The sequence below is a fragment of the Mesorhizobium sp. genome (assembly GCF_004963255.1).
Classification (GTDB): Bacteria; Pseudomonadota; Alphaproteobacteria; order Rhizobiales; family Rhizobiaceae; genus Mesorhizobium.
Genome location: NZ_SUGA01000030.1, coordinates 46792 through 67567, shown reverse-complemented (window position 1 = coordinate 67567; position 20776 = coordinate 46792). Strand labels below are relative to the sequence as shown.

Here is a 20776-nt window from a genome sequence, read left to right as displayed (position 1 = left end):
CGCGCACCGTCGAGTTCAAGGCGGCGATCGCCGCCTTGAACTCGACGGTGCGCGGCCGAAGCGTCGATCCGGTATGGGTTAGGCGCTTGACCATGAGCGTCGCGAAATTGGTGCTTGCGACGGCGCCGGTCTGCACGGCGATCTGGACGATGCGCCCCTCGACGGCCGCGGCTTCGTAGTTGCGCGCGACATAGTCGCCGCCGACCATGTCGAGGATGACGTCGGCGCCCTTGCCGTCGGTCGCATCGTTGACCACGGCGACAAAATCCTCCTCGCGATAGTTGATCGCCCGGTCGGCGCCGAGCTTGAGGCAGGCGTCGCATTTGTCCTTGCTGCCGGCGGTGGTGAAAACAGTGGCGCCGAAGGCCGAAGCAAGCTGGATGGCGGTGGTGCCGATGCCGGACGAGCCGCCATGGACGAGCAGCGTCTCGCCCTTCTTGAGCCCGCCGCGCTCGAACACATTGTGCCAGACGGTGAAGTAATTCTCCGGCACGGCGGCGGCTTCCGAATAGGTGAAGCCGGCCGGGATCGGCAGCACGCTGCCGGCATGGACCTTGACATATTCGGCATAGCCGCCGCCCGGCGTGAGCGCGCAGACCCGGTCGCCGATGCGCCAGCGCGATATCTCGTCGCCGAGCGCGGCGATTTCGCCGGCCACCTCGAGTCCAGGCAGGTCCGAGGCGCCGGGCGGCGGCGGATAAGTGCCCTTGCGCTGCTGCACGTCCGGTCGGTTGACGCCGGCAGCATGCACGCGGATCAGCACTTCGCCGGGGCCGGGGACCGGTACGTCGCGGGTTTCCGGCTTGAGGACCCGGGGGCCGCCGGGCTGCGAGATCGCGATGGCCGTCATCGTTGCCGGAATCTTCTGACTTGCCATGACTTGCGGTCTCCTATCTCGATCTGTTGTCGGCCGTTTGCATCAATACCCCTGCCCTATGTATGCTCAATGCCAAATCAGGCAAATGGCCAAAACGGGAGGAGCGACGATGGCGATCTTCGACGACGAACCCAGGAAGAAGCAGCGCCCGCACGAGATCGGCCAGGACCTGTCGCTGCTCTCCGTCGACGAATTGTCGGAGCGCATCGCCCTGCTGCGTGACGAGATCGCCAGGCTGGAGGCAGAGCGGGCCGCCAAGAGCGCCACCAAATCCGCCGCCGACGCGTTGTTCCGACGCGGATAATTTTGCCGGCGCGAGCGACCGCCGCCGAAAAGCCCCAATACGTCTGTCTTCAGACCCCTGCGCCCGAAACCGGACCAAGCGATGTTTGCAACCTACAGACCGATCCTTTCGCTGCTGCGCGGCACGGCGTTCCTGCTCGCCGCATCCGGCCTGCACGGGCTGCTCCTGCCGCTGCGCGGCCAGGTGGAGGGCTTTTCGACCGCATCGCTCGGCCTGATGGGCACGGCCTGGGCCGGCGGCTTCGTCACCGGCTGCTTCTTCGCGCCGCGCCTTGTGCGCCGCGCCGGCCATGTCAGGGCCTTCGGCGCCTTCGCCGCTTCCGGTGCGATCATCGCGCTGCTCACCGGCCTCATCATCGACGAGTATTTCTGGATCCTCCTGCGCGCCTTCACCGGCTTCACCATGGCCGGCGCTTTCATGGTGATCGAGAGCTGGCTCAACGAGAAGGCCACCAACGAGAACCGCGGCACCGTCTTCGGTCTCTATATGATGGTCACCTATGCCTCGATCATGGGCGGCCAGATGATCGTCGCCGGCGGCGATGTGCGGTCGGCCTCGCTGTTCATGATCACCGGCATCCTGTTTTGCCTGTCGCTCATTCCGACGGCGGTTTCTACTCAATCGACTCCGAAGCCGCTGCAGGACGTCAAGCTCGACGTCAAAAGCCTCTATGCCAATTCGCCGGTGTCGGCGGTGGCCTGCCTTCTCGTCGGCATCGCCAACGGCGCCTGGGGCACGCTTGGCGCTGTCTATGGCGCGCGCATCGGCATCTCCACCGCCGAGATTGCGCTGATGATGAGCCTTGTCGTCGTTTCCGGCGCCGCCATGCAGCTTCCGGCCGGGCGCCTTTCCGATACAACCGACCGCCGCTTCGTGCTGGCGGGTGCTGCCTTCGGCGCGGCCCTGGTCGCGGTGCTGATCTTCCTGTTCGCGCCGCGATCCGGCGTCTTCGTCATCGTGCTGACCGCTGCCTACGGCGCTTTTGCCTATACGCTCTATTCGATCGCCGTCGCGCATGCCAACGACCACGCCCGCGCCGAAGACTTCGTCAAGGTTTCAGGCGGCCTGTTGCTGCTCTACGGCTTCGGCACGATGATCGGCCCGCTTTTGGCCGCCGCCTTGATGGGTTCGGTGCGTCCGGAGGGGCTGTTTCTTGCGACCGCGGTCGCTCATCTCAGCCTCGCCGGATACACGCTGCTGCGTATCCGCGCCCGCGCGCCGGTGCCGATCGAAAACCGCGATGCGTTCAAGACGCAGCCCGCGGACCGTGCGGTCACGCCCGAAGCAACCCGGCTCGATCCGCGCAGAAAGATTGAAACCAATAGTTGAGATTCCAAAAACTTTGCCCCACAAATAAAGGCATGATGTTTTCTGACGCCTTTGTGGCGATAGCCGACCCCAATCGGCGCTATCTCTTGGAAGAACTCCGGCGCGGCCCGAAGACGGTGAACGAATTGGCGGCCGGATTGCCCGTCTCGCGCCCGGCTGTTTCACAGCATCTGAAGGTCCTGCTCGATGCCGGCCTGGTCAATGCCAAGGCCGAAGGCACCAGGCGCGTCTATACTGTCAGCAGCGCCGGCTTCCTCAGGCTGAACATCTGGCTCGACCAGTTCTGGGAAACAGCGCCGGGGGAATAGCCCCGCTCATCAATGCATGTCGCTCAGAAGTGCGCAGTGGTTCTGAGACGACGACATGCGTCAAAGTCGATTGCGTCACGCTAAAGCATGTCTCCCGAAAGTGGGAACCGGTTTCGGGATAAAGACATGCGTAAAATCAAAGACCTAAAGCGCATGGAGCGAATCCGAAGGATCGCGACGCGCTTTAAGCTTTGTCCGAGCGTTCCGTAAAAACGTCGCGTCCGGTTTTTCGTTGCGCCGTGCCGGGAGAGATATTGTTCAATCGCCGGAAGGCCGTGCTGAAGGCGCTTTCCGATTCGTAGCCGACGGATTGGGCAATCTCGCCGACCCGCTTCTGCGTCGTTTTCAGTCCGTTGAATGCCAGCAGCATGCGCCACGATCGCAGATATCCAAGCGGCGGAATGCCGACCACATCGCGAAAACGTCGTGCGAAATGCGACCGCGACATTCCCGCCGCATGAGAAAGCGCCGACAAGCTCCACTTTCGTTCCGGCGCGGCATGAATGGCCGAAAGCGCGCGCGAAATCCGGGCGTCGGCCAATCCCCTCAGCCAGCCGGGTGCCGGGCGATTCGACGACAGGAGATGAGAACGCACGATCTCGACCAGCATGATCTGGGCCAGCCGTTCGCGGATGAGCCGACCGCCGGGGCGATCGCAACGGGCCTCATCGACAAACTGTTCCAGGGCCCGCCGGAAAACCGGGGCTGAGGGTTCATCGCCGCGAACGTGGACAGCCACCGGAAAGCCCTCGAACAGGTGCTCGGCTTGCTCGCTACGGAAGGCGAAGCGGCCGCCCACAAGGGAAAATGCGCCGCCTGCGTTGACCCTTGCCGGGTTCTGATCCGCCGAGAACACTTCCTGCGCGGAAAGGGGCGGCAGGGAAAGATCGGTGCCGAGCGTGAAACCTCGGCATCTGGTCAACAGGAAGCAATCTCCCTCGGCAACGAAAACCGGCGCCGGTTCGCCCTCGACCCGCAGCCAGCATGTCCCCTTGGTGACGACGTTGAACTTGATGCCGTTTGGCGCCTCGAATGCGATGCACCACTCGCCGGCGGCATCCAGTCCTGCGCTTACGGACGCCTCCGGCGTAACCTGGCCAATGATGTCCGACAAGACGTCCATGACGCGCGATGAGACTTTCGGCAAAGCATTTGGCACGCCCGCGAATGGTGCGCCGGCACCGCACTGAATATTAAAACCGCTCCGGAAATAAAAGAGGGTTCACATGGAACAGCCATCGGTAGCGTCAGGCTTTGGCGCAAGCAGTACAGCCGGAGAGGTTCTGCGCGGCATCGACCTGCGGGGAAAGCTGGCGGTCGTCACGGGCGGTTATTCAGGCCTCGGACATGAGATGACGCATGCGCTCGCCGGAGCGGGTGCCCGCGTGATTGTGCCCGCGCGGCGGCCAATGGAGGCGCGCGCAACGCTCGCAAACATGGCCGGGGTATCCGTCGTGGAGATGGATCTTGCCGATCTCGACAGCGTAAGGACCTTTGCGCGCGACCTGGTGGAGGAAGGCAACGCCGTCGATATCGTCATCGCCAATGCCGGTGTTATGGCCTGCCCGGAAACGCGCCTTGCCAACGGCTGGGAGCTGCAGTTCGCCGTCAACCATCTTGGCCATTTCGTGCTCGTGGCGCGACTTTGGCCTTTGCTCGTCAAAGCTTCCAGCGCCCGCGTGGTGGTCATGAGTTCGGGGGCGCATGCCACTACCAACATCCGTTGGGACGATCCCCACTTCGACAAGGGCTACGATCGCTGGCAGGCCTACGGCCAGTCCAAGACCGCGAACATCCTGTTTGCTGTGGGGCTGGACGCTATAGGCAAGGAACACGGCATCCGTGCGTTCGCGGTTCATCCCGGCAACATCCTCACACCCCTGCAGCGTCACCTGACGAGGGCCGAGATGGTCGAGGCGGGCTGGGTCGACGAGAACGGCAGGTTGGTGGACCCGTCGTTCAAGACACCTGAACAAGGTGCCGCAACGGCTGTATGGGCTGCGACGTCGCCGCAATTGGAGGGTCGGGGCGGACTCTATTGCGAAGACTGCGGGATCGCGCCGGTCGCCACGTTGCCAGGCGAATCCGGCGTGCAGTCCTACGCGCTCGACCCGGGCAGTGCTTTTAGGCTATGGCGCCTTTCGGCGAAGCTGACGGGGGACGACCCGGCTGACATTGGTGTCGAACAGGCGCGGCCCTCTCGATGAAACCGGTGCGATCCAGCAACCGCGAACAATCGCCGGCCCAAGCGATCTCAATGACGCAAGAGCAGGCGGCCATGCTCGGTGGCGATCCTATGGGTACTGCCGCATCGACGAAACCCATCCGCCATAGATGTCTGGAAAGATGCGCGTCTTTCAATTCCTGCCGATCGACGGTCTGGCTCCCTATGTCGACCGGATTTGGGGATGGGAAAGTGTCGGCGCCGAGCGGGTCGACTTGCCTGTGCTGCTTCCCGGAACCGGAGCGGAACTGTATTTCCACTACCGCACGCCGTTCAGGCGATCGGTGGGTGGCGGCGCGCCGGAAACCTGTTCCGTCGCCCACTTGTTCTACATTCGCCATCGGCCGTTGGCACTGTTGTCATCAGACGACGTTGGCTTCGTCGCGGTGCGCTTCCGGGCCGGCATGATACATCGATTTGTCGACATGCCGGGCAGGGAGATGATGGACCGTGCCCTTTCCGCGCAGGACCTGTGGGGTGCGGCGGGCCAGGAGTTGGCCTGGCGTGTAGCCGGCGCGGAGGGGCTGTCCAGCCGGCTCCGGCTGATCCAGCGCTTCCTTGCAGAACGCCTGTCCCGCGCGGCGCCGGACGTTGTCTTCGAACACGCGATGGGCATGCTGTATGGCGATCCTGCCAACCTTGCGATCGACCGATTGACGGACCGCCTCGGGCTCGGGCGCCGTCAGTTGGAACGCCGTTTCGCCAGCATTGCCGGGCAGACACCAGTCGAGGTTCGTAGTCTGGGACGCTTTCAGAAGACGGTGCGCGCCCTGATGCTGGATGAAAGCACAAGGACCACGGACGCAGCGCTCGCATACGGCTATTACGATCAGGCTCATTTTATCCGCCACTTCCGCGAGTTGGTTGCGGAGTCTCCGCAGCGCTACCTTAGAGAGGCTCGCGCCAGGACGCATTTTTACAATACTTCCCGCTGGGCTGGAGCGATGGTGATGGCTCCCTCACATCTCTAGGAGATTGTAATCATGCATCTTTTGCTGGCGGAATTGAGTGCCCGCCCGGCCTGCGCCGGCGAAGTCGAGCAGATTCTGCGCAAGCTGGTGGGTATCGCTAGCGGCGAAGAAGGCAATGTGCGCTACGCCGTGCATCGACGGAAGGACGACACCAATGCCTTTGTGGTCTACGAGCTCTATCGAGACGCGGCGGCGTGTGACGCGCATCTCGCATCTCCGCCGGTGAGGCAGGCGTTGGAGCGCTTCGAGACGCTGCTGAGTGCGCCGCCGCGGCTCGTTTTTTGTGATTTGGTCGCCGCGGCCGGTAAGACTGCTTAGCTGGACCGGCTTCACCATGCAGCGACGATACGCCAAGCATTTGACAGATGGAGGGCGGCTCGCCGTTTCCGTGAAATTGTGAAACGCTCTACTGCCTCACGTCGCCGGTTCCAGTGCCGCCCCAAGCGCGTCCAGCAATTCGCCCGTGCCGTGCCGTGCGCGCGTGTGGCTGGCGAGTCGATGCCATCGAAGAAAGCCCCCTGCTCCGTCAGGATAAGCCGCGTTCCCTTGCCTTCCGCGAGAAGCTGATCGTCGCAAGCGATACCGAGACCCGCGTTTCGCCGAACAACAGCTCATAGCTGTAGACAATGCGCCGGTTCGGCACGATGTCCTGATAGACCGCGTTGTAGAAATGCATCCGCCCGTGGCTGGGACAGCCTGCATTCACCTCCTTGCCGCCGACACGGAGGTCCATCTCGTGCCGGCTCGGCATCGGATTGTCGGGATCGAAGAACCAGCGCTTTTTCGCCTCGGCGTCGCTCAGGGCGAAATAGACCTTCTCGGGCGTCACCGGATAGACGCGCTCGATGACGAAGGTGGAATGGACGACAGATCGTTCGGTCATGATGGGACCCTTCAGCTCTCATCTTTCGTTTCAGCGAGGAAATCGCCGAGCCGGTCGAGCCGGCGCTCCCAGGCAAGCCGCCGCTCGTTGATCCAGTGCTCGGCGGCCCGAAGCGCCTTCGGCTCGATCTGGCAGGTCCGCACCCGGCCAAGCTTTTCGGTCCGCACCAGGCCGCTCGCCTCGAGCACGTTGAGATGCTGGACGACGGCCGACAATGACATCGCCAGCGGCTCCGCCAACTGGCTGACCGACGCCGGCCCGCGCGACAGACGATCCACCATCTGGCGCCGTGCCGGATCGGCGAGCGCCTGGAACATCAAATCGAGCTGAGCCGGGTCGTGCAGCATTTCCAGTCAGCCGTTGTTGTACGGAAAGAACTTGAAGTAAGGTTCCGCTTCCTCGACCACGCGGGCGAAGGACGGGCGCGCCAGCAACCGGTCGTGATAGCGTTTCACCGCCGGGAATTTCTCGCCGAACGGCTCGACCTTGTTGGCGTAGAACAGCGCCGGCGAGGCGGCGCAGTCGGCCATGGTGAAACTTTCGCCCACCGCCCAGGTCCTTTCCGCCATCTCCTCTTCGACAATGGCGTAGGAATTGCGCAATTGCACGCGGGCTTCCTCGACCCCGAACGGATCGGTCTGATCCTTTGGCCGCAGCCTGTCGCCGACGATCTTCTGCATCGGATGCTGCACATAGAAATCGTAGAAGCGGTCGGCCTGACGAACCTGAAGGGCAAGGTCGATGTCGGTGGGCACCAGCGTGACCGGCCCGGGATAATGCGCGGCCAGATATTCAATGATGATGGTCGATTCCAGCAGCGTTCGCTCGCGCGCATCGTCACGCAGCGCCGGCATCTTGCCGGTCGGCGACACTTTCAGGAACGCCGCGCGCGAGGCCTGGTCGCCGAGATCGACGATGACCGGATTGAATGGCGTGTCGTTCTCGTAGAACGCGATCAGCGGCTTCCAGCAAAACGAAGCCAGCGGGTGGAAATGGAAGGTCAGGGACATGCTTGGCCTCTTTGTCGCCTTCAAATCACGGTTGAAGAATTCACATGTCGCATGCCGGCCGCGTCAAGTTCCGGCCGTGCGCTGCGATGGCGTCGATGATCTGCGGCCAGTCGTTGCGGTGCATCTCATGGCCGCCGCCTTCGATCTTGATCAGCCTTGCGCCGGGAACGGCCTTTGCCAGAGCTTCGCCATGTTCGATCGGAAAGAGCGGATCGGCGGTGCCGTGGATGACAAGCAGCGGTGCCGTCAGGTCTCGCACCGTCCGTTTCGGGCCGCCGCCCTTGAGCAGGAAATGGTTGGTCGCGCTGGCGAGGCCGCCGGAGCGATCATAGTCCGCCTCGATCATCGCGCGCGTGCGTTCCTCGTCGAATGGATGGCGCGTGCTGGCGATCGCGCGGGCGTCCTTGACCATGAAGTCGATCACCTGCTCCCGCTTCGACCAGTCGACGTCGCCGCCTTGCGCTGAATGCTCCTTGTAGGCTTCGGTCGCTCCGGGCAGGCCGGACGTATCGACGCCGAGCGACGAAGATGAGATCACGGTGAGCGCGCCGACGCGTTCGGGATATTTCAGCGCCACGCTCTGCGCGAGCATGCCGCCCATCGACATGCCGACGACATGCGCCTTGCCGACGCCGTGGTCGTCGAGCACGCGAATGGCATCGTCCACCATGTGCTCGAAATTGTAGGGCGGCGCGCCTGGCGGATACTTCGTCGACAGGCCGGTGTCGCGGTTGTCGTAGCGGATGACGAAGCGGCCGCGCCCGGCGAGCTGCCGGCAGAAGGCTTCGGGCCACCACGACATCGATGCCATGGCGCCCATGATCAAAAGGATCGGCGGATCTTTCGGACTGCCGAAGCTTTCCGAAACGACGTCGGGGCGCTGTGTTGTGGTGGTCATCTGCTCTTCCAATCCGCTTGCATTTTGCAATCAGTTGCACAGTAGCGAAACCGATATCATAATGCAACTGGTTTTTCTGGAGACTGCCATGAACATCGACCGCCGGTCCGGTTGCCCCATCAATCTGTCGCTCGAGGTCTTCGGCGACCGTTGGAGCCTGATCATCCTGCGCGACATGATCTTTGGCGGCCGGCGTCATTTTCGCGAGCTGCTCAATGGCTCGCTGGAGGGCATTGCCTCCAATATCCTGGCCGACCGGCTGAAGCGGCTGATGGAGCTTGGCCTGCTGACCAAGGCTGACGACCCCAGCCACAAGCAGAAGGCGATCTACAGCCTGACCGAGATGGCGATCACGCTGGTGCCGATCATGGCGCAGCTCGGCGCCTGGGGCCGGGTCTGGCTGCCGGTAAGCGAAGAATTGTCGATCCGCGCCGAGCTGCTCGAAAAGGGCGGTCCGCCGCTATGGGAGCAGTTCATGGACGAGTTGCGCCACGAGCATCTGGGCGCGCCTTCGAGGACACCGCCGGGCACGCCAACCGTGCGCCAGCAATTGCGGGCCGCTTATGAAGCCGTCGTCGAGCGCAAGGCCGAGGAACTTCGCCACATCAAAACAGAGGCTTGAAGCCCGTTGCGCGGCTTTAAGCGCGTCAGATGCCCTCGCCGGCGAGCTCTTCCGAAAGCGTCGAAACCTGGTTCTGGGCGCTGCGCATCATCGGATAGATCGCCAGCACTTTCTGCCAAGCCTCCAGCGCCGACTGCTTGTGGCCGGTCTCGGTCATGATCTGGGCGAGGCCCGAGAGCGCGCCGAAATGGCGCGGCTCGAGCTGCAAGGTGCGGTCGATGTCGGCCATCGACTTCCCGTAGTTCTTCATCAGGAAATGCACGGTGGCGCGCCGGTTCCAGCCTTCGGCGTAATCGGGCTGCAAGGTCACGACCTGGTCGAGGAAATCGAGCGCGACGTCGAATTTCTGGTCTTCCGTCGCCTTTTGCGCCCATTGCATCATCAGGTCGATCGAGGCGCTGCCCGACTGGTTCCATTCGTTCCAGATGCGGCCGGCGATGCGCTCGGCCGCCTTTTCATTGCGCTCGCGCTTCAACTCGGTGAAGAGCTGGTCGAGGCGACCCTGCCTGGTCGGAGCGGCCGGCGGCGGTGTCGCGACTGGCGGCGCGGCATCTGGAGGCAGCGCGCCCGGCACCGTTTCTGCTCGCGCAGGCAAAGCTGCGCCGGAAAGCAAAAACGCCGTGAAAAATGTAAAAAGAATCCGCATCGCCGGAATCTAATCCCGGACTGCGGATCGTCAAAGTGATTTTAGCGTGAGAACGCCGGCGAGCCGGCGCTCAACATCGAACGCGGCGTGGACGCCGCGCAACAAGCCTCAGCCCTGGCGCGCCTTGTAGCGCGGAGCGGTCTTGTTGATGATGTAGATGCGTCCCTTGCGGCGAACCAGCCGGTTGTCGCGGTGACGCGCCTTGAGCGCCTTGAGCGAATTCTTGATCTTCATGGTCTTGCCTGTTCGGTCAGGGCCCGTCCCGGGCCGAATTTTAAAGGCGCGCCCGGAAAAAGCGCGCCTTTGAACTTGGCGAGGCTCATAAACGAGGAGTGTCGTCCGTGTCAACCACGTGACGGTGCCCGAACAAAGGCAATTGGCGCGATCCGTCAAATATTCGCCATCCCCACCGGCCACGGCATTGCGCGACCCACGGTCGATTGAAATTATGGGTCGACTGGAATGGTGTCCACGCCCAAGCGACTGGAGATTCCCATGCGCCGTCTGTTTCTGCTCGCCTGTCTTGTTCTCCTGGCGACCGCCCCGGCAGCCTTTGCCGAGGACTGCGACCGCAGCGACGATAGCCAGTCGATGCTGAACATCTGCGCCGATGCCGATTATCAGGCGGCCGATGCCAAGCTCAATGCGGCCTATAAGAACATCGTCAGCAGCAACGATCAGGCCTCGAACAAGCTGCTGCAGACGGCGCAGCGCGCCTGGATCGCCTTCCGTGACGCCGAATGCGCATATTCGACCGCCGACAGCGAGGGCGGCTCCATCCATCCGATGGAGGTGTCGCAGTGCCTGACCAAGCTCACCAACGAGCGCGTCAAGCAGCTCTCCTCCGACGCCAACTGCAAGCTGAGCGATCCGAGCTGCGCCGGCTCCGACGCCGGCAGCGACGACCAGGATATGCAATAGCGGGTTATTTCGGCCTGACGAGGCGCGTGAAATGGCCCATCTTGCGGCCGGGGCGCGACTCGGCCTTGCCGTAGAGATGCAGCATCAGGTCGGGCTCTGCGAGCAGCGCCGCCACTTTCAGCATGTCGTCGCCGATCAGGTTTTCCATCACGCAATCGGAATGCCTGGCAGGCGAGCCCAGCGGCAGGCCGGCGACGGCGCGGATATGCTGCTCGAATTGCGAGACGACGCAGGCGGCCTCCGTCCAGTGGCCGGAATTGTGCACGCGCGGCGCCAGCTCGTTGGCCAGGAGTGAGCCATCGGCAAGGACGAAGAACTCGACGCCGATGACGCCGACATAGTCGAGCGCGGAAAGGATTTTCGCGGCCGCATCCTTGGCGGCGGCCGCCCTCTGCGGACCGATGGCGGCCGGCAAGGTCGAGCTGCGCAATATGCCTTCGCGATGGACGTTTTCGGCCGGATCGAACGCGGCGATTGTTCCGTCGAGACCGCGCACGGCGATCACCGAAATCTCACGCTCGAAAGCGACGAGCGATTCCAGGATCAGCGGCACATTGCCCATCGCCTCGTAGGTGCCGGCAAAGCCGCCTGCTTCCATGTTGCGGAAGACACGCTGGCCCTTGCCGTCATAGCCCATGCGGCGGGTTTTCAGCACGCCGCTGCCGTTGAACGTCCTCAATGCCTCGGTAAGCTGGTCGTCATTATCGACCGAACGGAACTCGGCCGTCGGGATGCCGATGCCGTTGAGGAAGCTTTTCTCGGTGACGCGATCCTGCGCGACTTCGAGCGCGCGGGCCGGCGGGTAGACAGGGACCGTTGCCGCCAGCATTCGCGCCGCGGCGACCGGAACATTCTCAAATTCATAGGTAACGACGGCGCTGGCAGCGGCGAGCTCGGCAAGCGCCGCCCGATCGTCATAGGCGGCCGCGATCTGCCGGTTGGCGACCTGGGCCGCCGGACAGTCGGCCTGCGGCTCCAGGACCACGATGCGGTAGCCGAGGCGGGCGGCGGCCATCGCCAGCATGCGGCCGAGCTGGCCACCGCCGATGATGCCGATGGTCGATCCGGGCGCCAGGCTCACGGCGCGTCCGTCGGCTCGGCGGCGACCTTGGCGGTCTGCGCCGCGCGCCAGGCGTCGAGCCGGGCGGCGAGCTTGTCGTCGTTGAGCGCAAGCACCGCCGCGGCGAGAAGTGCGGCATTGGCGGCGCCGGCCTTGCCGATCGCCAGCGTGCCGACCGGAATGCCGGCTGGCATCTGCACGATCGAGAGCAGCGAATCCTGGCCGGACAGCGCCTTGGATTCGACCGGGACGCCGAAGACGGGCAGCGGCGTCATCGCCGCCGTCATGCCGGGCAAATGCGCGGCGCCGCCGGCGCCGGCGATGATCACCTTGTAACCGGCGGCCTTGGCCCCCTTGGCGAACTCATAGAGGCGGTCGGGCGTGCGGTGCGCCGAGACGATCAGCCTTTTGTGCGGAATGCCCAGCGCATCCAGGGTTTCGGCCGCCTGGCGCATCGTCGCCCAGTCGGACTGGCTGCCCATGATGATGGCGACGTCGGCACGCTGATCGGTCAAGGTTTCGCTCCCGGCGGCAAAGGCGCGCCTTAGCGGAATTCGCCGATAGCCGCAAGGATTGTCGCGATGGCAGCCAGCTAGTCCGGCCAGCGCAATGAGCCCGCCGAATCCTTGCGGGCGACCTTCATTGCGCCGGCGGGCCGGTCCTTCGCCGTCAGCACGGCGCGCAGTTGCTCGGCCACGATCTCCGCCTCGCCGGGATGCAGATTGCAAGGGTCGAGGAAGAAATGGCCGCGCTCGACCTCGTGGTTGCGCACGATGATCGGCGGCGAGCCGGTAGCGAGCGCGGAGGCAAGTCCGGCAGCCGTGAAGCGGCTCTCCGGGCGCACATAGACCTGCAGGCGATCGAGGGGGTTGTTGGTCGGGTCGGGAATGATCTGCGCATTGATACCCGGAATGCCCTGCAGCGCGTCCTTCCACAGATTGAGCGCCGCCTCCTCGCGCCGGCGGATGCCGGCATGGTCGCGCTTTTCCCAGGCCTCGAGCGCCGCCATGGTGCCGGCGATGCTTTCCTTGCCGACCTTCATGGCGCGCGCCACGCCACGGTTCTGCAGAAAGGCGGCGCGGACCAGGTCCTTGCGGCCGGTGACGATGCCGCTGGTTGGCCCTGAAAGGAATTTGTGGCCGCTGTAGACGACGATGTCGGCGCCGCGCGCCAGGAAGCTGCGAAGGTCGTATTCCGAGGCGGCGTCGACGATCACCGGGACGCCCTTGGCGTGACAGATCTCGCAAAATTCCTCCAGCGAAAGCATGCCGTATTGCACGGTGTGGTGGGCGACGACGTAGAGAGCCGCCGCCGTGCGCTCGTTGATTGCCTCGCGCACATGGTAGTCCTGGGTGACGCTAACGGTGCCCGCCGGAATGACTTTGGCGCCGGCCACCCGGATAGACTGGTCGATCGGCGCGCCGTAATTGACGATATGGCCGAGCTGGATGACGACTTCAGACTTCAGCCCTTCGGTGTCGTCCGGCAGCCGCTCGATTGCCAGAAGATTGGTGCCGGTCATCGCGCCGGCAACCGCCATGGTGATGCCTGAGGCGCAGCACGCGGTGATGAAGCCGGCTTCGCCGCCGGTGAGTCGGGCGACGACTGCGCTCGCTGTGCGCTGCAGATCGTCCATCTCCACCCATTGCGAGGCCATCTCGGCCATGGCGCTGATCGCCTCGGGTACGATGATCGAAGCACCCAATGCCGTCATCGTGCCGGAGACGTTGATGATGGGTCTCAGCCCCAGACGCTCGCGGATCGTCGTGTTGGAGCCGGCGTCGGAATAGGTTTTCATGAGGGCGAACTCCTAAAGTCAGGCGGTGATTTCGACGACCGCTTCGATTTCGACGGTGATGTTGCCGGGCAGCGAGCCCACGCCGATCGCCGAGCGGGCATGGCCGCCGATCTTGTCGAAGACATCGGCGAAAAGGTCCGAGCAGCCGTTGACCACCTTGGGGTGGTCGCTGAAGGTCGGGGTCGCGTTGACGAAGCCGAGCAGCTTCACGACGCGCACGATGCGGCCGAGGTCACCCGCCGCCGCATGCATGACGGCAAGCAGGTTGAGGCCCGTAAGGCGGGCATGCTCATAGGCCTGTTCGACGGTCACGTCCTCGCCGACCTTGCCGGTGCACAGCGTGCCGTCAGCGCGCAGCGGCCCCTGGCCCGAAAGGAAGATCAGACGGCCGCTCTCGGCATGGGTTACGAAATTGGCGATAGGTGTCGGCGGCTCGGGCAGGGTCAGGCCGAGTTCAGCGAGCCGTTCGTAAGGCGACATGGAAGGGTACTCCTTGGATGGCGAAAGCCATCCGCTTTCAGAAATGCGAGGCACGGAAACGCGCCAGGAAGGTGCGCAGCCGCTCATTGGTGGTCTCGGCGGCGAGAACCTCCTTCGGCGGCCCCACGGCCGAGACGCCGCCATCGGCCATGAAGACGATGCGGCTGGAGGCGTCGCGGGCGAAGGCCATTTCATGCGTCACCATCACCATGGTCATGCCGTCTTCGGCGAGGCTTTTCACCACGGCCAGCACCTCGCCGACGAGTTCGGGGTCGAGCGCCGAGGTGATCTCGTCGAGCAGCAGGATCTTCGGCTCCATGGCGACGGCGCGGGCAATCCCGACCCGCTGCTGCTGGCCGCCTGAAAGCTCCGCCGGCAGGCTGTCGGCCTTGTGAGCGAGGCCGACGCGGCCGAGCCAATGCTCGGCGATCGAGCGGGCTTCGGCATTGCTCTTGCCGCGCACCTTGGTGAGGCCGAGCATGATGTTGCCGGCCGCGGTCAGATGCGGGAAGAGGTTGAAGCTCTGAAACACCATGCCGGTTTCGGCGCGCATGGCGGCCAAATCGCGTTCGCTGCGGCGCTGCCGCGTCCCGGAATCACGGTATCCGACTTCCTTGCCGTCGATGCGGATCGAGCCCGAGTCATAGCTCTCGAGGAAGTTCACGCAGCGCAGCAGTGTGGTCTTGCCGCTGCCGGAAGGGCCGATGATGGTGACAACCTCGCCCTTGGTGACCTGCAGGCTGACCGAGCGCAGCACCGCGACCGGGCCGAAGGATTTAGAGACCTCGGCGATCTCGAGAAGCGCTGGGCTGTTGCTGGAGCTGGTGGCCATGGTTAGTCCCGGATGAAGGCGAAGCGCCGTTCCAGCCTGCGGCTGGCGTAGGAAAGCGCGTAGTTGACGGCGAAATAGATCACGGCGCCGAGGATGTAGAGCGGCATCGCCTCATAGGTGCGGCCGATGACCTGGTTGATGGCCTGCATCAGATCGGTGATGCCGAGCAGCGAGACCAGGGCGCTGCCCTTCACGGCGTCGGTGACGCCGTTGATCCAGGGCGGCAGGAAGCGGCGGAAGGCCTGCGGGAAGATGACCGAGGTGAGGCGCTGCCGGAAGGTCAGGCCGATCGCCATCGCCGCCTCCGACTGGCCCTTCGGTATCGAAGCGACGGCGCCGCGCACATATTCGACGACCTGCGCCGTCTTGAACAGCGTGAGCGCCAGCACCGCCGCCCAGAAGGACTGCAGATGCAGTCCGACCGCGGGCAGGCCGTAATAGACGAAGAACATCAGCACTAGGATCGGAATGCCGCGGATGGTGTCCGAGAAAATGCGCACCGACCAACGCAGCGGCGCCGGCCCATAGACGAGGCCGACACCCAGCAGCACCCCTGCGATCAAAGACAGGACCACGACCAGCAGCGAGACCCACAAAGTCAAGGCGAAGCCCTCGGCGAGGAACGGCAGGGCGTAGAGAATCTGGCTCAGCATCTCAGCGCGCCGCCCTGAAACGGCGTTCGACCAGCCTGAGCGCGAACAGCAGGGCGTAACCGGTCACCAGATACATCGCCGTCGTCACCAGATAGACCTCGACGATGCGGAAGGTGTTGAAGTTGATCCACTGGGCGCCATAGGTCAGCTCGGGCACGGAGATGACCGAAGCGATCGAGGTGTCCTTGAACAGCGAGATGAAGGTGTTGGACAAGGCCGGCAGCGTGATGCGCAGCATCGTCGGCAGGCGCACATGGATCAGGCGCTGCCATGGGGTGAGGCCGATCGCCTTGCCGGCATCGAGCTGGCCTCGGGGCACGGCCTCCAGGCCGGAGCGAAACACCTCGACCAGATAGGCGCCGCTATAGACCGACAGCGTCACGACAAAAGAGGTGGGCGCGCTGTAAGCGAGGTCTATGACGGTCGGCACACCGTAAAAGACGAGGTAGACGAGCAGGATCAATGGCACGTTGCGGATGAATTCGACATAGGCCGCGATGATCGTGCGCACGACACGCCCGGCCGAGACGTACCAGACCGCCAGCACCAGGCCGATGACGATGCCGATGGCGATCGAGATCACGGCGAGTTCGAGGCTAAGCAGCAGGCCGCCCCACAGCTTGTCGAAATGCCGCCAGATCAGGTTGAAATTGAGCGTGTAGCCCATGCGTCCGTCTCAATGGCTCGCGGTGACGAACAATCTCTTGTTTTGGCGCAATTTCGAACGGAAAACCGCTTCACACCTTTTAGGAAATTGCTCAAGGATTCGTCACCCGCATGGCCCGTGTCGAGGAGGCGGAAGAGCGCCGTCGCGCTCCTCCGCCGGCTTGGCGTCGGCTTGGTCAGATGACCGGGAAGCCCGGATGGCGCGGCGGCGGCTCTTGGCCGAAATATTCCTTGAAGGCGGCGTCATAGAGCGCTGTCTCGTGGCCGAACATGGCGATCGTGAAGGTCTGGTTGACGAAGGTCAGCCAATCGAGGTCGCCTTGCCGAACGGCAGCGCCGTAGAGCATCGAATACCAGCTCTTGCCGGCGTCGAAATATTTGTCCGGGTTGCGCGAGGCAAGCCAGCGCACAGTCGACAAATCGACGGCCGCGGCGTCGGCTCGCTTGGATTCCAGCGCTTGCAGCACGTTCGCCTGGGTGTCGATCTGCAGCACCTGAGCCTGCGGCAAGGCAAAATGCACCGAGCTTTCGGCATCGACATTCTGGAGGATCGAGATGCGGGTGTTGGCGCCATTCGCCAGGAGCTTGTCGAAGGTCTTGTTTTCGGAGCCGGGCAGCGTCAGCAGCGCCACGCCCTCCACATAGTAGGGCCGCGAGAAATGGATCAGCTGCGAGCGCTGCGCGGTCATTGTCATGAACTGGATGGTGATGTCGACCTTGTTGGTCGTCACGTTGGGGATGCGCTGCGCCGGGTCCTGGGTGACGAACTCGACCTTGGTCGGGTCGTCGAAGAGGCCCTTTGCGAGGATGCGGCCCATGGTAATGTCCATGCCGACCAATTCACCGGCGTCGTTCTCGAAATGCCATGGCGCATTGGTGCTGCCGGTGCCGACGATCAGCTTGCCACGATCAAGCGCGGTGCGCAGCACGCTGTCGGATGCGGCTTGCGCGGCTGCCTTCTCGGCGCTGATGGCGGTAAGCGCGCCGGCGGTGGCCAGCCCCGCCATTCCAAGTTTCAGAAAATCACGTCTGCCGGATGTGTCGTTCACGGCGACCTCCTTTGATGGTGTGTTCCCCAATGCAGCAGAAATACACGCCGCAATCAGCGATTGTCTCTTACAAGAGACGTGTGTATCCTGTACAAGACAGATACTAGCACCAGGAATCGACAATGCAAGAGAGTGAAATGCTGACCGGGTGGCCGAGCGAAGGCACGGGCGAAGAGCGGCCGGCTGGCTCGCGCGAGAAAGGTCTCAACAGGGTCCTGAACATCCTGGAGTTCCTGCACGCCAACCAGCGAGCGATCGGCATCGGCGAACTGGCAAAGGGGCTCAACGCGCCGCGCTCGACCACCTACACGCTGGTGCGCGAACTGGTCGAAGCCGGTCTCCTGGAAATGGCCGGCGACGGCAATCGCGTCTATTTCGGCAAGAAGCTCTATCTCTACGGGATGGCCTATATGCGCGGCAATGACTTGCTGAGGCGCGGCCGCCAGGAGGTCGATACGCTGTCGCGCGAGACCGGGGAGACGTCCGAGCTCTGCATGCTGCAGAGCGGTCGCTACACCATCATCCATTCGAGCCCGGGCACGAGGCCGTTCCGCATCAGCTCGGCCACCGGCCTGCAGATTCCGCTGCCATGGACTGCTTCGGGCCGGTTGCTGCTCGCCGGTCTTGATCGCAGCCGGATCGAGGCGATGGTTACGGAAGAAGATCTCGTGCTGCCGGACGGCCGCAAGATAGAGATCGATGACTTCATCGATGACATCGCTCGGGCGCGCGTCACCGGCTATTGCGTCACGTCAGGCCTTGTCGACGCCTATACCAAATGCCTGGCGGCGCCCGTGTTCTCGGCGCCTGGCAAGGTCGAGGCAACGATGTGCCTTGTGGTGCCGATCGACACGTCGGAGGCGCGGACTGGCGAATTGGTCGCGTTGCTGCGCGAGCGCGCCGCCCGGCTTTCGATCTCGTAGCGGCGTTGAGCCGGTTATCGATTCAAGGCGTGTTGAGATTCAGGTCAGGCTGAGTCGGAGTCGAAGACGGGCGCGAAGCGACCAAACAAGGTGGTTTCCGAGAGCCGGAGCGGAGCGTACTTGAAGTACGCGAGTACCGGAAGCGCAGGAGGCCGCCATTTGCAGGCCGGCCTCACCTGAATATCGACACGCCTTAGGCGATGATGTCCGGAATAATGCGGTCTTCCAGCGCCGACAGCCGGTCTTTCAGCATCAGCTTCTTCTTTTTCATGCGCTGAATCTGAAGCGGGTCGCAGCCCGTGGCGATCATCGCGTTGATGGCGGCGTCGAAATCGGCGTGTTCTTGTTTGAGCCGGGAATATTCGAGGCGTATTTCAGCCTGTTCCTGTTCGGACATTATCTACCGTCTGCGTATGCATCGCCCAATCGGGCTGTTTGGGCGGGACCGGCTGGGTTTGTGACTTTTCGTCTGAGACCGGCGCGCAGCCCTTATCACATTTCACTTTGTCGTGGAATGCTACCACGTGTCATTCGACATCGAGATCGGTTGGTGGCAAACTGTCACGGTGCCGTCACAGTCTCAACCTGCGGTGGACGTGCCTGCGACGGCTGCAATCGAGGAAACCATGAAAGGGAGAACCAATCATGTCTCTTGCATCCCATCTTGATGAGTTGCAGCGGAAACACGGTGATATCGAGCGCGAGCTCACCGACGCCATGAACCATCCTTCGGTGGACGACCTCGAAATCGTGAATCTCAAGCGACGCAAGCTGGCAATCAAGGACGAGATTGAAAAGCTGAAAGCTAGCCCGACGACACACTGAAGCTCCTCCAGGCACCATCGCCGCAACCCGCCGCGGTGAAACGTCCGGTGGCAGGAAATGCCACCGGCATGGTGTTTTTTACTGAAATCTATGGAAGTTCGGTCGTGGATCTCGCGATCGGCAGAGCTGGCGTTTTTCGCGTGGCGGCTGCCGATTTGCCAACCTGGCCTGGCGCTTGCCATTGACAAGCCATCTTTGCTCCGCCACCTCATGCCCGGAACTTTCAGATGAAGGCGACCGGCATGACCGGATATTTCTCTTCTCCCTTCCCGCGGCGCAGGTCGGTCGGCGTTTCGGTCGGCGGCGTGATGGTCGGCGGCGGCGCGCCCGTCGTCGTGCAGTCGATGACCAACACCGACACCGCTGATGTCGACCAGACTGTCGCCCAGGTCGCGGCGCTGCATCGTGCCGGCTCGGAAATCGTGCGCATCACCGTCGACCGCGACGAGAGCGCGGCGGCGGTTCCGCGCATCCACGAGAGGTTGCTCAGGCTCGGCATCGATGTGCCGCTGGTCGGCGACTTCCACTATATCGGCCACAAGCTCTTGGCCGATCACCCGGCCTGCGCCGAGGCGCTGGCGAAATACCGCATCAATCCCGGCAATGTCGGCTTCAAGGACAAGAAGGACCGCCAGTTCGCGGCGATCGTCGAAATGGCGATCAAACACGACAAGCCGGTGCGCATCGGCGTCAACTGGGGCTCGCTCGACCAGGAGCTGCTGACCCGGCTGATGGACCAGAACCAGGCTCAGGGCTCGCCGCTCACAGCGCAGGAGGTCACCCGCGAGGCGATCGTGCAGTCGGCCATCCTGTCGGCCGAGATGGCGGAAGAGATCGGGCTTGGCCGCGACAAGATCATCCTGTCGGCCAAGGTCAGCGGCGTGCAGGACCTGATCGCCGTCTATACCGAGCTTGCCACACGCTCCGACCATGCGCTGCATCTGGGTCTCACCGAGGCCGGCATGGGAACCAAGGGCATCGTCGCCTCTTCGGCCGCGATGGGAATCCTGCTGCAGCAGGGCATCGGCGACACGATCCGCATCTCGCTGACGCCGGAGCCGAATGGCGACCGCACCCGCGAGGTGCAGGTGTCGCAGGAACTGCTGCAGACCATGGGCTTCCGGCAGTTCGTGCCGATCGTCGCCGCCTGCCCCGGCTGCGGGCGCACGACGTCCACCGTGTTCCAGGAACTCGCCCAGAGCATCCAGGCCGATATCCGCAAGAACATGCCGGTGTGGCGCGAGAAATATCCGGGCGTCGAGAACCTCAAGGTCGCGGTGATGGGCTGCATCGTCAATGGTCCCGGCGAATCCAAGCATGCCGACATCGGCATATCCTTGCCCGGCACCGGCGAAACGCCGACGGCGCCTGTCTTCATCGACGGCAAGAAGGCGGCGACGCTGCGCGGTCCGTCCATTGCGCAGGATTTCGAGAAGATGGTCGGCGACTATATCGAGCAGCGCTACGGACACGGCAAAGCCGCGGCCGAGTAGGCCG

27 protein-coding genes and 1 pseudogene are annotated in these 20776 nt (G+C 63.5%); 11 read left to right on the top strand and 17 right to left on the bottom strand.

Annotated features, from left to right (window positions below):
• On the bottom strand, positions 1-877 hold an 877-nt coding region (locus E5X34_RS24920), incomplete at its 3' end, for an NAD(P)H-quinone oxidoreductase (protein WP_292570226.1).
• Between the two features lie 109 nt (positions 878-986).
• Here E5X34_RS24920 and E5X34_RS24915 point away from each other — a divergent pair.
• The 3 genes and pseudogenes from E5X34_RS24915 (at position 987) to E5X34_RS24905 (ending at position 2818) form a co-directional block, all read left to right on the top strand.
• On the top strand, positions 987-1181 hold the full coding sequence (locus E5X34_RS24915; protein WP_292570222.1) for a DUF1192 family protein: 195 nt from the start codon (positions 987-989) through the stop codon (positions 1179-1181).
• A gap of 24 nt (positions 1182-1205) precedes the next feature.
• Positions 1206-2510: pseudogene (locus E5X34_RS24910) on the top strand (MFS transporter); the annotation flags it as partial.
• A 32-nt stretch (positions 2511-2542) separates the two neighbouring features.
• Entirely contained in the window at positions 2543-2818 is a 276-nt protein-coding gene (locus E5X34_RS24905) for a metalloregulator ArsR/SmtB family transcription factor (RefSeq protein ID WP_040998815.1), read from the top strand.
• A 184-nt stretch (positions 2819-3002) separates the two neighbouring features.
• On the opposite strand, the gene E5X34_RS24900 is transcribed toward E5X34_RS24905, so the two are convergent.
• Positions 3003-3932, bottom strand: coding sequence for an AraC family transcriptional regulator (locus E5X34_RS24900; protein ID WP_292570216.1), 930 nt, complete (start codon positions 3930-3932; stop codon positions 3003-3005).
• A 112-nt stretch (positions 3933-4044) separates the two neighbouring features.
• On the opposite strand from E5X34_RS24900, the gene E5X34_RS24895 reads away from it, so the two are divergent.
• From E5X34_RS24895 to E5X34_RS24885, 3 genes are all read left to right on the top strand, one after another.
• Complete coding sequence (locus E5X34_RS24895; protein WP_292570213.1) at positions 4045-5025, top strand: SDR family NAD(P)-dependent oxidoreductase; 981 nt, start codon at positions 4045-4047, stop codon at positions 5023-5025.
• 139 nt (positions 5026-5164) lie between these two features.
• Positions 5165-6013 (top strand): helix-turn-helix domain-containing protein, encoded by an 849-nt coding sequence (locus E5X34_RS24890; RefSeq protein WP_292570210.1) that lies wholly within the window; start codon positions 5165-5167, stop codon positions 6011-6013.
• 12 nt (positions 6014-6025) lie between these two features.
• The gene (locus E5X34_RS24885; protein ID WP_292570206.1) at positions 6026-6331 is read left to right on the top strand and encodes a putative quinol monooxygenase; all 306 of its coding nucleotides are present in this window, start codon (positions 6026-6028) and stop codon (positions 6329-6331) included.
• A gap of 208 nt (positions 6332-6539) precedes the next feature.
• Here the strand turns inward: E5X34_RS24885 and E5X34_RS24880 are convergent, their stop codons facing one another.
• From E5X34_RS24880 to E5X34_RS24865, 4 genes are read right to left on the bottom strand one after another with little or no spacing between them, the layout of a single operon-like run.
• Positions 6540-6896: an SRPBCC domain-containing protein gene (locus tag E5X34_RS24880; RefSeq protein WP_292570202.1), complete on the bottom strand. Its 357-nt coding sequence runs from the start codon at positions 6894-6896 to the stop codon at positions 6540-6542.
• A gap of 11 nt (positions 6897-6907) precedes the next feature.
• Positions 6908-7243, bottom strand: coding sequence for a metalloregulator ArsR/SmtB family transcription factor (locus E5X34_RS24875; protein ID WP_126064073.1), 336 nt, complete (start codon positions 7241-7243; stop codon positions 6908-6910).
• 6 nt (positions 7244-7249) lie between these two features.
• Positions 7250-7906, bottom strand: a complete 657-nt coding sequence (locus E5X34_RS24870; protein WP_292570199.1) for a glutathione S-transferase family protein — start codon at positions 7904-7906, stop codon at positions 7250-7252.
• Positions 7907-7946: 40 nt separating this feature from the next.
• Entirely contained in the window at positions 7947-8804 is an 858-nt protein-coding gene (locus tag E5X34_RS24865; protein WP_292570196.1) for an alpha/beta hydrolase, read from the bottom strand.
• 88 nt (positions 8805-8892) lie between these two features.
• Here E5X34_RS24865 and E5X34_RS24860 point away from each other — a divergent pair, with 88 nt between their 5' ends.
• Positions 8893-9426: a helix-turn-helix domain-containing protein gene (locus E5X34_RS24860; RefSeq protein WP_292570193.1), complete on the top strand. Its 534-nt coding sequence runs from the start codon at positions 8893-8895 to the stop codon at positions 9424-9426.
• A 25-nt stretch (positions 9427-9451) separates the two neighbouring features.
• On the opposite strand, the gene E5X34_RS24855 is transcribed toward E5X34_RS24860, so the two are convergent.
• Together E5X34_RS24855 and ykgO are read right to left on the bottom strand one after the other, a co-directional pair.
• Complete coding sequence (locus E5X34_RS24855; protein ID WP_292570190.1) at positions 9452-10072, bottom strand: hypothetical protein; 621 nt, start codon at positions 10070-10072, stop codon at positions 9452-9454.
• 108 nt (positions 10073-10180) lie between these two features.
• Positions 10181-10306 carry a type B 50S ribosomal protein L36 gene (ykgO, locus tag E5X34_RS24850; RefSeq protein WP_040974291.1) on the bottom strand — a complete coding sequence of 42 codons (126 nt, stop codon included), beginning with the start codon at positions 10304-10306 and terminating at the stop codon, positions 10181-10183.
• Between the two features lie 261 nt (positions 10307-10567).
• Between ykgO and E5X34_RS24845 the strand changes: the two genes are divergently transcribed.
• Positions 10568-10993, top strand: coding sequence for a lysozyme inhibitor LprI family protein (locus E5X34_RS24845; RefSeq protein ID WP_292570187.1), 426 nt, complete (start codon positions 10568-10570; stop codon positions 10991-10993).
• Between the two features lie 4 nt (positions 10994-10997).
• Here the strand turns inward: E5X34_RS24845 and E5X34_RS24840 are convergent, their stop codons facing one another.
• The 8 genes from E5X34_RS24840 to E5X34_RS24805 all read right to left on the bottom strand — a co-directional run bounded on the left by E5X34_RS24840 (position 10998) and on the right by E5X34_RS24805 (position 17489).
• The gene (locus E5X34_RS24840; protein ID WP_292570183.1) at positions 10998-12074 is read right to left on the bottom strand and encodes a 5-(carboxyamino)imidazole ribonucleotide synthase; all 1077 of its coding nucleotides are present in this window, start codon (positions 12072-12074) and stop codon (positions 10998-11000) included.
• On the bottom strand, positions 12071-12568 hold the full coding sequence (gene purE / locus E5X34_RS24835; protein ID WP_126064066.1) for a 5-(carboxyamino)imidazole ribonucleotide mutase: 498 nt from the start codon (positions 12566-12568) through the stop codon (positions 12071-12073). Before purE ends, E5X34_RS24840 begins: the two co-directional genes overlap by 4 nt.
• Before the next feature lie 77 nt (positions 12569-12645).
• Positions 12646-13851 carry an aminotransferase class V-fold PLP-dependent enzyme gene (locus tag E5X34_RS24830; RefSeq protein ID WP_292570180.1) on the bottom strand — a complete coding sequence of 402 codons (1206 nt, stop codon included), beginning with the start codon at positions 13849-13851 and terminating at the stop codon, positions 12646-12648.
• Between the two features lie 18 nt (positions 13852-13869).
• Positions 13870-14331 (bottom strand): RidA family protein, encoded by a 462-nt coding sequence (locus tag E5X34_RS24825; RefSeq protein ID WP_292570177.1) that lies wholly within the window; start codon positions 14329-14331, stop codon positions 13870-13872.
• A gap of 37 nt (positions 14332-14368) precedes the next feature.
• Entirely contained in the window at positions 14369-15163 is a 795-nt protein-coding gene (locus tag E5X34_RS24820; RefSeq protein ID WP_042641522.1) for an amino acid ABC transporter ATP-binding protein, read from the bottom strand.
• 2 nt (positions 15164-15165) lie between these two features.
• Entirely contained in the window at positions 15166-15816 is a 651-nt protein-coding gene (locus E5X34_RS24815; protein ID WP_292570174.1) for an amino acid ABC transporter permease, read from the bottom strand.
• Position 15817: 1 nt separating this feature from the next.
• Entirely contained in the window at positions 15818-16483 is a 666-nt protein-coding gene (locus tag E5X34_RS24810; RefSeq protein WP_126064064.1) for an amino acid ABC transporter permease, read from the bottom strand.
• A 175-nt stretch (positions 16484-16658) separates the two neighbouring features.
• Positions 16659-17489 (bottom strand): transporter substrate-binding domain-containing protein, encoded by an 831-nt coding sequence (locus E5X34_RS24805; RefSeq protein ID WP_189341575.1) that lies wholly within the window; start codon positions 17487-17489, stop codon positions 16659-16661.
• Between the two features lie 164 nt (positions 17490-17653).
• On the opposite strand from E5X34_RS24805, the gene E5X34_RS24800 reads away from it, so the two are divergent.
• Positions 17654-18454, top strand: a complete 801-nt coding sequence (locus E5X34_RS24800) for an IclR family transcriptional regulator (RefSeq protein WP_292570170.1) — start codon at positions 17654-17656, stop codon at positions 18452-18454.
• A 193-nt stretch (positions 18455-18647) separates the two neighbouring features.
• Here E5X34_RS24800 and E5X34_RS24795 read toward each other — a convergent pair whose 3' ends face one another.
• Positions 18648-18851: a DUF465 domain-containing protein gene (locus E5X34_RS24795; RefSeq protein WP_040985243.1), complete on the bottom strand. Its 204-nt coding sequence runs from the start codon at positions 18849-18851 to the stop codon at positions 18648-18650.
• Between the two features lie 248 nt (positions 18852-19099).
• On the opposite strand from E5X34_RS24795, the gene E5X34_RS24790 reads away from it, so the two are divergent.
• Together E5X34_RS24790 and ispG are read left to right on the top strand one after the other, a co-directional pair.
• On the top strand, positions 19100-19279 hold the full coding sequence (locus tag E5X34_RS24790; protein ID WP_042641511.1) for a YdcH family protein: 180 nt from the start codon (positions 19100-19102) through the stop codon (positions 19277-19279).
• Positions 19280-19521: 242 nt separating this feature from the next.
• The gene (ispG, locus tag E5X34_RS24785) at positions 19522-20772 is read left to right on the top strand and encodes a flavodoxin-dependent (E)-4-hydroxy-3-methylbut-2-enyl-diphosphate synthase (protein ID WP_292570167.1); all 1251 of its coding nucleotides are present in this window, start codon (positions 19522-19524) and stop codon (positions 20770-20772) included.
• Positions 20773-20776 lie beyond the last annotated feature (4 nt).